A 12323-nucleotide genomic window follows, 5' to 3' on the forward strand; every position below is an offset into this window, starting at 1 on the left:
GTTCAGCGAGTTGCTTAGTCTATCTTTCTATTTTGCAAGCCTTCGCGCCGCCGAGATCGACGAATATGTAGTTAAAGCACTCCAAGCTAGCAGCGCCAAACAAAAAAACGCTAAGAAGCTGGCAGCGGCATCGCCCCATTGTTTTTCCACGCAAAGGAAAAGCCCGAATTGAAAAAACACTAACGCCAAAGGGCCAAGTAAAAAATAAAACCACGTGGACAGCTTGGCATTGAAATCCGCCTTCTTGGCATCCTTTAAAACAAAACGCCCTTGAACCAGATCCAAATAACTTCTACCGCTTCTATAATCATACATACCCGATAATGGCTCGGGCCCGGACATTACGGCTCTAATGAAATTCGGATCGCCTTGGAAGTTATAATCCGATTTAACCGCCAATTGTAGGCTATAGTCACTGACCCCTGCCAAACCGCTCTGCACCAGACCAAGCAAAGCGCCGCCAAATGCCGTTCGAGGCATCCGTTCCAAATACCTCCAATAAAAAAATATAGAAATAAATACACATACCGCTCCGACATAAAAAAATATCATTTCCGGCCCCACGTCAGCCTTCCAGGAAACTGAATATCCAGCTCCTTTCAACTCAGCACTCGCGCTACCAAAAAACTTATATCCCAAAACACTGCTTATCAACAGCACCCCCAAACCAAACAACCTCTTGATAAACTTGATCTGATAAGGCCCATTCAGAAAAGAATCAAACTTGCGCAAGACACTGTCCATAAATCTATCCCAATGCATCACACTATCTCCTTGAAAAACCAATAATGACTTAAAATTCAGCGAGCAAAAGTATCAATTAGCCATCACTGCGTCCAGCACAAATATACTGGCCAAGCTGACACCTGATCGATCTGTCTAAAATTTTTAAACTTTCAAAACACCGACCACCCAATCCGCTCACTCAACAACTCCAACGCCTTCATCCCCGCCAGCGAGTTCCCCGCCGTGTTCAGCTCCGGCGACCACACGCACACCGTAAATTGCCCCGGCACCACCGCAACAATCCCGCCGCCCACGCCGCTCTTGCCCGGCAACCCAACGCGGTAGGCAAAGTTGCCCGCTTCGTCATACAGCCCGCTGGTGGCCATGATCGAGTTGACTTGCTTGGTCTGGCGCGCGGTGAGGATCTGTTCGCCGCTGTGGGCGCTCACGCCTTCGTTGGCCAGGAAGCTGAATGCGCGGGCCAGGTCCAGGCAGCTCATTTGCAGGGCGCAGTAGTTGAAGTAGCTGTGCAGCACGGCGTCCACGTCGTTGTGGAAGTTGCCGAAGGATTTCATCAGGTAGGCCATGGCGGCGTTGCGCGCGCCGTGCTGGGCTTCGGAGTCGGCGACCACGCTGTTGACCAGGATCTGCGGGTTGCCCGACAGGCGCCGCACGAAGTCGCGCATCGACAGAATCGGCACGGCAAAACGCGATTGGTTGATGTCGCAGATTACCAGCGCACCCGCATTGATGAAGGGGTTGCGCGGCCGGCCGCGCTCGAACTCCAGCTGCACCAGGGAGTTGAACGGCTGTCCGGAAGGCTCGTGGCCCAGGCGTTCCCAGATGGTTTCGCCGCCATGGTCGATGGCCTGCACCAGGCTGAACACTTTGGAAATGCTCTGCACCGAGAACAAGGTGTCGGCATCGCCGGCGCAATAGGCCGAGCCGTCGTTGCCGTACACGGCGATACCGAGCTGGTTGGCGGGCACATCGGCGAGTGCGGGGATGTAGTCGGCGACTTTGCCGAGGCCGATCAGGGGGCGCACTTCGTCGAGGATCGACGAAAGCATTGCCTGCATGTCTTGTCCTGTCATCTGTCTTTGAATCGGTGATAAGCGGGGCGCGGAGGATACCTGAAGCGAGTGCTAAGATGCGCGCCACCTCTGCACTCAGGACCTCCCGAATGAAACTGCCACTCGCCCTTGCCTCCCTGCTGCTGATATCCGCCTGCACCGCTACGCCACCAGTTGCGCCACCCGCTCAGGATTCCGCAGCCTCTACCTGCCTGGCGGGTGGTGGCAGCATGAAGCAAGTCGGCAAATTGCAGACCTGGAAGTGCATCACGCCGTACAAGGACGCAGGCAAGGCCTGTACCGATTCGAGTCAGTGCGAAGGCGAGTGCCAGACCAGCGTCACCACCCAGTCGAACAAAGGCCCAGTGACCGGCGCATGCCAGGTGGACAATAGCCACTTCGGCTGCTCGGCAACCGTGGAGAAAGGCAAGCTGGGCCGTGCGATTTGCGTGGACTGACCCACCACAACCTGTAGGAGCCGGCTTGCCGGCGCCTACAGGTTGTGGTGTTGTTTAGAAATGCGCCACATCCGACACCCGCTCATCCAGTACATCCCGCGCCAGCGCCCAGGCGCGGTCCTGGGACTCCACCACCAGCAGCGGGTAGCCCCAGGCCTTGCCGAAGGTCACGGCAAACGGCTTGAAGGCCAGGCGCTTGGCCGCACTGGGCTCCACCTGGATCATGCCTTTGACGTAGGCCCGCAGCGCCGGCTTGTTTTTCTTCATCCAGATCGACGCGTGCTTGCGCTCTTCGTGGGAGTGTTCGTGGTTGCTTTCATCCACGGCTTTTTCATGCAGCAGCACAAAGGCTTGCTGACGGGCCAGGAGGCCTTCGAAGACCAGGAAAGCGTCAGCCGGGCCGCCTTCGTTGGGAGCGTCGAAAACGATTTTCACCACCGGGAATGTTGTGCTGTCGAGTCGCATGGCAGAGCTCCTTGTTGAGAATGGATCTCACTATAGCGATCGACCTACTGGACGGCATTGCACAAAATAGCCAGACTGTTTCGCAATTCAGCCAAGCTGTGATGCCCGCCATGAAACACCACCGTCTTGAAATGCATGACCGCTCGATGGTCAAGGATGCGGATCAATTCCCCCGCGCCGTGGTGGCCGTGGGCGCCACCAGCACGTCGGATGCCTGGGAGCATGCGCAGCACGCCCACCGCAAGGGCCAGCTGCTGTACACCCTGCGCGGGGTCATCCATTGCGAGATCGAAGCGGGCATCTGGATCGTGCCGCCGCAGTGCGCGCTGTGGATTCCCGGCGGCGTCTCCCATGCGGCCCGCGGCTCGGGCGAAGCCGAAGTCTATTGCCTGCTGATCGACCCCGACGCCGCCTGCGCCCTGCCCCCGCAATGCTGCACCCTGGCGGTGTCAGGCTTGCTGCATGAGCTGATCAGCAAGGCCGTGAGTTTTCCGCTGCTGTATGACGAGGACGGTGCCCAGGGCCGTTTGATCAACACGCTGCTGGATGAATTGGCGGCCGCGCCCATCGAGGCCCTGCACCTGCCCATGCCCCAGGACCCGCGTTTGCGTCGCCTGGCCGACAGCCTGCTGGCCGAACCCGCCGACAAGGCCACGCTCAGCCAATGGGCGGTGCGCATCGGCATGAGTGAACGCAGCATGACGCGCCTGTTGCTGGAGGAACTGGGCCTGAGTTTTGGCCGCTGGCGCCGGCAGTTGCACGTGATCCTCTCGTTGCAACGCCTGGCCAAGGGCCAGAGCGTGCAGACGGTGGCGCTGGACCTCGGCTATGAGAACGCCAGCGGCTTTATCACTATGTTCCGCAAGGCCGTCGGACAACCGCCAGCGCGTTACCTGGCAGACCGTGCCGGGGCCCTGAACGCGCCGTCCCCCGCGGCCATTGCGCTAAAGGAGGCAAAAGGCTAGCTACGTTGCACTGCAATCGGGTGATTTAAGACCCGAATCGGGTAGTGCGGAAAATGAGAACCCGTATCATTTGCGCCATTCTCCTTCAGGCGTGGACACCATGGAACGCTCTTCCCTCTCCCAAGCCGTACGCTGTGCCTTGTTTTTGTCTTGCACCCTGCCGCTGATGCAATCGGCGACGGCCGCCGATGTGACCGTCGATGAGCTGGATGCCACGGTTATCACGGCGACCAAGCAGGACACGCCGCAGTTCAAGACCACCAACAGCGTCAGCGTGGTCAAGGGCGAAAAAATCGAGGACAGCCACCTCGACACCCTTGGCGAAGTGGCCCAGCGCCAACCCAACCTGTACTTCAGCACGTTCACCCAGCACACGCCGTCGCTGACCATTCGTGGCCTGGGTTTTTCCGATGATGAAGGCGATAGCATCAGCAACAGCGTGTACATCGACGGCGTGCCCATGAATGGCCTGGTGCTCGGCCAGCTGTACGACATCGACCAAGTGGAAATCCTGCGCGGCCCGCAAAACACCCTGTACGGGCAAAACAGCATGGGCGGCCTGGTGGCCCTGCGCACCCGAGACCCGGAGTTCACGGCGGGTGGCAAGGTCAAGCTCGAATACGGCACCCACAACCAGCAGCGCGCCGAGGTCACCGGCAACCTGCCCCTCACTGAAAACACCGCCGTACGGGTGACCGTCGGCGGCGAAAAGAACGATGGCATGATCGCCAACTCCACCCTCGGCCGCCACGACACAGCCGGCTGGGACAGCGGTTTCGGCCGTATCAAGTTGCTGCACCTGGACGACGACGGCGGCGAGTGGCGCTTCGGCTTGCACCACATGAACACCCATGGCGACAACGACTATTTCGCCACCCGCGACCTGGCGAAAAAGTACCAGTCCAACGCCACCGACGCCGGCACCAACAACACCGAATACACCTTGTTCACCGGCGAATACCGCAAGCGCTTTGCCGATGACACGCAACTGGTGGTCAACGTCGGCGCCAACCAGACCGAGTGGGATTACTGGTTGCCCAAATCGATCTTCGGCGGCACTGCCGGCTACGACATGAAGACCCGTCAGTACACCGGTGAAGCCCGGCTCAACGGCCAGAACGGCAACATCGACTGGCTGGTGGGCGGCTTCCTGTCCCATGTGCGCCGCGACGCACCCTACACCTTCGACCTCAGCCCGTCTTTCCTCAGCGCCACCAAGGCCAAGGTCGAGGGTGACACCGTGGCCACCTTCGGCGAGCTGGGCTGGCGCTTCCAGCCGCAATGGCGCGCCGCCGTCGGCCTGCGGGTGGAACACAACCGTCGCACCATGGACTGGAGCAGCACCCAGGGCGGCATGTTCGACAGCGATGGCGACGGCGTGCCCGACACCAGCTTCGCCAGCCTGGAATCGTTCAACGACCGCAAGGTCAGTGAAACCGTGGCCCTGCCGCGTTTCAGCCTGGAGTTCAGCCCCAACGACCAGCACTTCACCTACCTGGTGCTGGCGCGCGGCTACAAGGCTTCCGGCTTCAATACCTATTCCACCACCGCCAGCGCGGCTGGCGATGCCTACCACCCGGAATACGGCAGCTACGCCGAGCTGGGCTACCGCTACCGCGCGCCGAGCAAGGTGTGGGAAGTCGGCGCCGACGTGTTCTACACCCGCCTGCGCGATCAGCAGGTAATCGTCGAGGACGGCGGCGGCCAGACCTCCACCAGCAACGCCGGCAAGTCCCATAACAAAGGCCTGGAGCTGACCGCCACGGTGCGTCCGGTGGAGTCGGTGCAGGTCAATGCCTATGCCGCGCTGCTTGAGGCGCAGTTCGACGACTACACCCGTGGCGCGGTGGACTATTCCGGCAAGCAGTTCCCGAGTACACCCAAGCACAGCTACGGCGTGTCGATGGACTGGGCGGCCACCGACCACATCACCGTCGGCACCGGCCTGACGCGCCAGGGGCAATCCTATCTGTACCCGAACGCCACGCTGTCCCAGGGCGCCTACACCCTGTGGGACGCCAACATCGATTATCGCCTCAAGCAATGGACCATCGGCCTGTTCGGCAAGAACCTGGGCGACACCACCTACTTCACCCGCGCCATGGCCAACGGCATGGTCATCGCCGGACAGCCGCGTACCCTGGGCGTGCGGGTGGGCATGGAGTTCTGAGACTAACGTTACAACCTTGCAAATGAGAACAATTAGTAATAGCCTGCGATCCATCTTGAATGCTCGCAGGGATTTCCGGGCAATGCGCTGGCCTCTCCGTAACAGGGGCCCGCGCAGGAACAAGGACACTTGCGAGCCGTCTGCCCCCTGCCCAGGTCTCCTGGGCGGTTGCCTGCGAGGACGACCATGTACCAGCTTCGCGCTTCCACCTTCTTTGACGAAACCGCGCCCCAGGCCGGCCCGCCCGGCTGTCACGTGCGAACCCAGGTGGTCCAACCCGGCCTGGAAGTCTCCCTGGTGACCTTCAACGCCACGGACTCGGTGCGCATCAGCACCATCGACGACAACCCTCACCTGCACTTCAGCTGCATGCTCAACGGCGATATCGACGTGCGCGTCGGCCGCAAAGGCCTGCACCTGGGCAAAGACCAACTGATGACCAGCTTCGCCCCCGCCGAACGCTTCGAGCTGGAATTCGCCCCCGCCCATCGCAACCTCGAACTGCGCATCACGCCCCAGCGCCTCAGCGAACTGGCCGGCGAGGATTACCAGCGGCTGGGCGACAGCATCGAAGGCAACTTCTGCCTGCACACCACCCACGGCAACCAGCGCATCAAGGACGCCGCCCTGCGCCTGGAACGCCTGCTGGGGGATGATTCAGCCTCGCCGCTGCTGGTGCACTCGGCCAGCCTGGAATTCCTCGCCTGGCACCTCAAGGCCTTCAACCCCAAGGACCAGAGCGAGCAGATTTCCCGGCGCGAACAGAAGCAACTGCTGGCCGCCCGCGAACGCCTGCTGATGGACCTCAGCGCCGCGCCCACCATCGAACAACTGGCCCGCGAGACCGGGCTCAACCAGCTCAAGCTCAAGCGTGGGTTCAAGGCCATGTTCGATGTGAGCATCTACGCGCTGTTCCAGCGCGAACGCATGGGCAAGGCGCGCCAGTTGCTGCAGCACCATGGGGTGACCGACACCGCCTCGATGCTCGGCTACAGCAACATCAGCCACTTCAGCGTGGCGTTTCGCAAACAGTACGGCGTACTGCCGCGCGATGCCCGGCGCGGCGCGCTGGAATAAGCCTTACCCCGCCTGCTGCTGCCACAACTCGGCATACAGCCCGCCACGTGCCAGCAACGGCGCGTGGCGGCCGCGCTCGACGATACGCCCCTGGTCCAGCACCAGAATCACATCGGCATGGCGCACCGTGCGCAAACGGTGCGCCACCATGATCAGCGTGCGCCCCTGGGCCAGGCGCGACAACGCGCGCTGGATCTCATACTGCGCCAGCGGGTCGACCGACGCTGTGGCTTCGTCCAGCAGCAAAATCGGCGCGTCCTTGAGCAACGCCCGGGCGATCGACAAACGCTGACGTTCGCCCCCGGACAAACGCTGGCCGTTCTCGCCGATGGGCGTGTCATACCCCTGGGGCAAACGCTGGATAAACTCATCACAACCGGCCTGGGCACAGGCGTGCCTCACCTGCGCCAGGCTGGCGTCGGGTTTGCCCAAGCGCACGTTGTCGAGCACGCTGGCGTCAAACAGTTGCACGTCCTGGAACACGAAACTGCACGCGGCGTAGAGCTGGTCCAGGCGCATGTCGCGTACGTCTACGCCCCCCAATTCAATGCGCCCCTGCTGCGGGTCATAAAAGCGCGCCAGCAAGTGCAGCACGCTGCTTTTACCGGCACCAGAAGGCCCGACAATCGCCAGCATCTGCCCTGGCTCCACGGCAAAAGCCACCCCCTGCAACGCCCACTCCGGCTGTTCGGGGTAACGCAGGCTCACGTCACAAAAACGCACGCCATGGCCCTGTGGCGCCACCGGCTGCGAGGGCTCGACAACTGCCGGAATATCCAGCAAGGCCTGCAACCGCGCTTGCGCCTGGGCCAGGCCGCGCAGTTCGCTCAGGTACGCTGCCACATCCAGCAAGGGGTCGAGCAAACGCGGCGCCACCAGCGCGAACAACATCCAGGTCAGCGCCGGCAGTTGCTCGGCATTTGCCAGCAGGCCCGCCACGAGCAACAACAGCACCAGGCTCAAGTCCACGCACAAACGGTACAACTGGATGGCGCTGCCACCCCACACTTCCACGCCCAGGCTGTGACGTTCGATCTCGCCGAACTGCTGGTCCAACCCTTCGCGCCACGCCCCGGCGCGATTGAACAGACGCAAGGTGCGCAGCCCGCCGATAAACTCCACCAGCAGTCCCGCCGCCCGCATAAAGCTGTGCTGCTTGCGCCGGCCCGCCGCCAGGAAAAACCCGCTCAAGCGGTTCAACAACACAAACGCCAAGGGCAGCGTCACCAGCAGCGCCGGGGCCAGGCGCCAGTCCACCCACACCAGCACGCCCATAAACAGCAACGGCACCGCCAGCGACGCCAGCAACTCGCCGAGCACGTGGGTGAAAATGGTTTCGATACGCTTGACGTCTTCCGTCAGGCGCTCACCCAGTTGCCCGATCCTCTCTTGGCGAAGCGCGCCCAACGGCAAATGCGCCACATGGTCGAGCAAGTGGCGCCGGTAACCGTGCATCAACTCATAACCGCCGAGAAAACTGTTGAGCTGCCCGAAGTGCGAACACACCAACTGCGCCACCAACAGCGCCGCCAAGCCCACGCTCAGCCACACCAGTGAAGGCATCGCGGGTTCAAGCAGCCACACAAACCCGAGAAAGAACGGCGCAATCGCACACGCCCGCTCCAACCCGCGCAAGCCCAAGCCCCACCACAGGCGCGGCGAGCGTGTATCGGCAATGCTCACCACTTGGCGCAGCCCTTCAATCAACCCGTGCATGCTGCGTACTCCCGTCTCGGATGGTCCAGTCTTCGCTGTCGAACTGGTGCTGCCATTGCGTGGCATAAGTGCCGCTGCGCGCGAGCAACTGGGCGTGGGTGCCCGATGCCTGGATCACTCCGCGCTCGAGCAACACGATCTGTTCGGCATCGCAAATGCTGGTCAGGCGATGGGCAATCACCAGCAAGGTCTTGTCCGGCCAGGTGGCGCGCAGGGCCTGGTAAAAGCGCCGCTCCGTGCGGCTGTCGGCAAAGGCCGTCGCCTCGTCCAGCACCAGGATCGGCGTCTGCGCCAGCAGCGCCCGGGCCAGGCCAATGCGCTGGCGCTCGCCCCCGGACAAACGCACGCCACGCTCATCCATCGGCGTGTTCAGCCCCATTGGCAAGGTCCGTACAAAGTCCTCGGCCTGGGCCACGCGCAGGGCGCTGTCGATCTGTTCGAGGGTCGCGTCGGGCCGGCCGATGCGCAGGTTATCCAGCAACGTGCCCTGGAAGATGAATGCGTCCTGGGACACCACGCCCACCGTGGCCGCACGGGCCGCTTCACTGAGTGCCGACAGCGGCTCACCGTTCACCCGCACCTGCCCGCTTTCAGCGTCCAGCAACCCACCCAATAACCAGGCCAGGGTACTTTTGCCACTGCCGGAGGGCCCTACCAACGCAGTCATCTGCCCGCCAGGCAAGTGCAGGTCGATGTGTTGCAACACAGGCTGCCGGTCATAGCTGAACGACACCCCTTCAAACATCACTTCCAGCGGCGGGTTCAAGGCTTGATCACGCGCGCCCGCCGGCTGCGGCCACACCAGCAACGGCGCGAATCGACGCACGCCGCCCATGATTTCCTGTACCTGGGAATTGAGCCGCGCCACCCGTAATAACGGCCGCAGCATGCCGGTGCCCAGGATCAACACCAGCACCAGCTCGGCCTGGGTCAACTGCCCCGCGCCGTACAACCACAACCCCACGGGGAACAGCACCGCGACGTTGGCCCCCAGCAACACCACGAACACCGACCAACCGGGCACCGTCATGCCGATCATGCGGCCGATCAATTGCCGGTAATGGACCAAGGCCTCGCGCATGCGCTTGAACGAACGGGCGTCCTGGCGGAAGGCTTTCATCAACGGTGCACTGCGCAAAAACTCCAGGGTGGCGCCATCCAGGTCATCCACCGCCCCGGCGTATTGCGCCAGCCGCTCACCCAGTCCGCGCATCATCCAGGCCTGGGCCAGCAGCGCCAACGGCACCGGCAACAAGGCACACAACGCCAGGCGCCAATCGAGCAAGCACAGGGCGATGAATACCCAGATCGGGCTCAACAGAGCCGCCACGCACTCGACGCTGTGGTGGGCGATGAATTGCTCCATGCGCTCCACATCCTGGATCACCCGCTGCTTGAGTTCGCCGCTGCTCAAGCGGCTCAACCACGGCAGCGGCGCCCACGACAAATGCCGCACCAACGCACGCCGGGTGTTGAGCAACACGCGATACGCCGCCACATGGCTCAGGTAATACGCCAGGGTGTACAGCAGGTATTTGCCTAGCAGGGCCGCCGCCATCCAGCCGGCCAGGGTGAACAGGTCAGCCCCCACGCCAGGCCCGCCCTGCACCACGCGGTTCACAGCCTGAGCCAGCAAGAAAAACGGCAGCAACTCCACTGCCGCCGCCAGCACCGCCATGGCCACCGCCAGGCCCAATCGTCGCCCCTGGCCCCGTAGCAGCCAACGCCAGCTCGGCGTTGGCGCGTCGGCCTGTTCAGTTTTCATCGCCATCCCCAGCCTGATTCGAGTGTCCCGGGATGATTGATCAAGTGGCCGGCCGACGGCTCCCCTGATCGGTTCGCACAGGCCCCGGATGGGAATTATTGCTGGCCCGGCGCTGCGCACTTTTGGGCATAAGGTTGTAACCAAAAAATTCGGATCAGGGCCATGACGTTCGGTTTCGGGCAGTCCATTCGTTGAATAAGGAGAATGATTCTCAACAAACCAGCTTTCCAGCGACCCTCACAAGGAGCCCGAACCATGCACCCTCTTCATTGGCGCGACACTCAAGCCCTGCACCTGACCGGAGGCGGCCTGTGGCAACCCCAAAGCCTGAATGAGCACCTGCAAGGCTGGGCACGCGCCTTCGGACCACGCATCGCCCTGATCGAAGGCGAGCAGCAACTGAGCTACCGCGACTTCGAACATCAAGTGTGTTGCCTCGCCGGTGGGCTGGCCGACCTCGGCATCCACAGCGGCGACCGCGTACTGGTGCAACTGCCCAACGGCATCGACTTCGCCCGCACCCTGTTCGCCCTGCTGCGGGTGGGCGCATGGCCGATCCTGGCAATGCCGGCGCACCGCGAACGGGAAATCCAGGCCCTGTGCGAGCTGGCCGAACCCAGTGCCTACATCGTCGCCGAGCGCTTCCTGGGCTTTGATTACCGGCCCATGGCCGAACGCCAATTGGCGCTGTGCCCGTCCCTGAAACAGCTGATCATCGCCGGTGCCGTGGCCACCCAAGGCGTGCCCCTAGCCAGCGTCAACGGCGCACTGCGCGAACCGGCGAAGGTAGCCCCCCACAGCACCGCGTTGCTGTTGCTGTCCGGCGGTACCACCGGCACCCCCAAACTGATCCCACGCAGCCATGCCGATTACGCCTACAACGCCATGGCGTCTGCGCAACTCTGCGGGTTCGACCAAGACTCGGTGTACCTCGCCGCCCTGCCCATCGCGCATAATTTTCCACTGGCTTGCCCGGGGCTGATCGGTGCCTTGTCCACCGGCGGTCGCGTGGTGTTTTCGCGCACGGCGGGCGCCGATGAAGCCTTCGACCTGATCGCCCGCCACCGCGTGACCCACACCGCCCTGGTGCCGCCCCTGGTGAAGCTGTGGTTGCAGGCGCGCGAGTGGGACCACAGTGACCTGTCCAGCCTGCGCCTGTTGCAGGTGGGCGGCGCGCGGCTGTCCAGCGACGTCGCCGCACGCGTCACCCCCGCCTTGGGTTGCGCCTTGCAACAGGTGTTCGGCATGGCCGAGGGTTTGCTCTGCTACACCCGCCTGGATGACCCACAATCGGTGGTGCTCAACACCCAGGGCCGGCCCCTGTGCGACGCCGACGACGTGCGCCTGGTGGACGCGAATGGCACACCCGTTGCCCCCGGCGAAGTCGGCGAGCTGATCGTGCGCGGCCCCTACACCATCGCCGGCTATTACCGTGCCGACACCCACAACCGCCAGGTGTTCGACGCCGAAGGCTTCTTCCATTCCGGCGACCTGGCGCGCTGGACCGCCGACGGCAACCTGGTGGTCGAAGGGCGGATCAAGGAACAGATCAACCGCGCCGGGGAAAAAATCGCCGCCGCAGAAATCGAACAACTGCTGCGCGAGCACCCGCTGGTGCAAGACGCCGCCGTCGTCGCCCTCACCGACGAACGCCTGGGCGAACGGGTGTGCGCCTGCGTGATCCTGCACACACCGCAACCCTTTGCCTTGAGCACCCTGCACCAGCATTTCCAGGGCCTCGGCCTGCCGCGCCACAAGTGGCCGGACCAGCTGGAAATCCTGCACAGCTGGCCCCTGACCAGCGTCGGCAAACTCGACAAACGCCAATTGCAGCAACGCTTCCAATGCAAGGCCGAACCGCGCCAGCGTTACCTGGAATGCCGCGTACCGATCAGTGCCGAACCCCAG

Annotated in this window: 9 protein-coding genes and 1 pseudogene; 5 read left to right on the plus strand and 5 right to left on the minus strand. The window is 62.7% G+C overall.

The features are described 5' to 3' along the window. Positions 1-27 precede the first annotated feature (27 nt). Entirely contained in the window at positions 28-732 is a 705-nt protein-coding gene (locus HX803_RS18190) for a hypothetical protein (RefSeq protein WP_178922260.1), read from the minus strand. Positions 733-896: 164 nt separating this feature from the next. Beyond that, positions 897-1805 (minus strand): glutaminase B, encoded by a 909-nt coding sequence (gene glsB / locus HX803_RS18195; RefSeq protein ID WP_176995631.1) that lies wholly within the window; start codon positions 1803-1805, stop codon positions 897-899. Between the two features lie 104 nt (positions 1806-1909). On the opposite strand from glsB, the gene HX803_RS18200 reads away from it, so the two are divergent. Next, positions 1910-2257, plus strand: a complete 348-nt coding sequence (locus HX803_RS18200; protein ID WP_178922262.1) for a hypothetical protein — start codon at positions 1910-1912, stop codon at positions 2255-2257. 54 nt (positions 2258-2311) lie between these two features. Here the strand turns inward: HX803_RS18200 and HX803_RS18205 are convergent, their stop codons facing one another. Beyond that, complete coding sequence (locus HX803_RS18205) at positions 2312-2722, minus strand: hypothetical protein (RefSeq protein ID WP_178922264.1); 411 nt, start codon at positions 2720-2722, stop codon at positions 2312-2314. A gap of 110 nt (positions 2723-2832) precedes the next feature. On the opposite strand from HX803_RS18205, the gene HX803_RS18210 reads away from it, so the two are divergent. From HX803_RS18210 to HX803_RS18220, 3 genes are all read left to right on the plus strand, one after another. Beyond that, positions 2833-3687, plus strand: a complete 855-nt coding sequence (locus HX803_RS18210) for a helix-turn-helix domain-containing protein (protein ID WP_178922266.1) — start codon at positions 2833-2835, stop codon at positions 3685-3687. Positions 3688-3787: 100 nt separating this feature from the next. Further along, positions 3788-5857: a TonB-dependent receptor gene (locus HX803_RS18215; protein ID WP_178922268.1), complete on the plus strand. Its 2070-nt coding sequence runs from the start codon at positions 3788-3790 to the stop codon at positions 5855-5857. A 186-nt stretch (positions 5858-6043) separates the two neighbouring features. Beyond that, complete coding sequence (locus HX803_RS18220) at positions 6044-6934, plus strand: AraC family transcriptional regulator (RefSeq protein ID WP_178922270.1); 891 nt, start codon at positions 6044-6046, stop codon at positions 6932-6934. 3 nt (positions 6935-6937) lie between these two features. Here the strand turns inward: HX803_RS18220 and HX803_RS18225 are convergent, their stop codons facing one another. Both HX803_RS18225 and HX803_RS18230 read right to left on the minus strand, forming a co-directional pair. Further along, positions 6938-8650, minus strand: a complete 1713-nt coding sequence (locus HX803_RS18225; protein ID WP_178922272.1) for an ABC transporter ATP-binding protein — start codon at positions 8648-8650, stop codon at positions 6938-6940. After that, positions 8634-10415: an ABC transporter ATP-binding protein gene (locus tag HX803_RS18230; protein WP_178922274.1), complete on the minus strand. Its 1782-nt coding sequence runs from the start codon at positions 10413-10415 to the stop codon at positions 8634-8636. The genes HX803_RS18225 and HX803_RS18230 overlap by 17 nt, the downstream gene beginning before the upstream one ends. 255 nt (positions 10416-10670) lie before the next feature. Between HX803_RS18230 and HX803_RS33160 the strand changes: the two are divergent. After that, a pseudogene (locus tag HX803_RS33160) lies at positions 10671-12245 on the plus strand ((2,3-dihydroxybenzoyl)adenylate synthase); the annotation flags it as partial. Positions 12246-12323: the final 78 nt, after the last annotated feature.

Origin of the sequence: Pseudomonas sp. P7548 (assembly GCF_013386585.1) — a bacterium.
GTDB lineage: Bacteria > Pseudomonadota > Gammaproteobacteria > Pseudomonadales > Pseudomonadaceae > Aquipseudomonas.

Coding starts and splice junctions, on each gene's coding strand:
- glsB (WP_176995631.1), bottom strand. CDS start 1,805: ATGCAGGCAATGCTTTCGTCGATCCTCGACGAAGTGCGCCCCCTGATC.
- HX803_RS18200 (WP_178922262.1), top strand. CDS start 1,910: ATGAAACTGCCACTCGCCCTTGCCTCCCTGCTGCTGATATCCGCCTGC.
- HX803_RS18205 (WP_178922264.1), bottom strand. CDS start 2,722: ATGCGACTCGACAGCACAACATTCCCGGTGGTGAAAATCGTTTTCGAC.
- HX803_RS18210 (WP_178922266.1), top strand. CDS start 2,833: ATGAAACACCACCGTCTTGAAATGCATGACCGCTCGATGGTCAAGGAT.
- HX803_RS18215 (WP_178922268.1), top strand. CDS start 3,788: ATGGAACGCTCTTCCCTCTCCCAAGCCGTACGCTGTGCCTTGTTTTTG.
- HX803_RS18220 (WP_178922270.1), top strand. CDS start 6,044: ATGTACCAGCTTCGCGCTTCCACCTTCTTTGACGAAACCGCGCCCCAG.
- HX803_RS18225 (WP_178922272.1), bottom strand. CDS start 8,650: ATGCACGGGTTGATTGAAGGGCTGCGCCAAGTGGTGAGCATTGCCGAT.
- HX803_RS18230 (WP_178922274.1), bottom strand. CDS start 10,415: ATGAAAACTGAACAGGCCGACGCGCCAACGCCGAGCTGGCGTTGGCTG.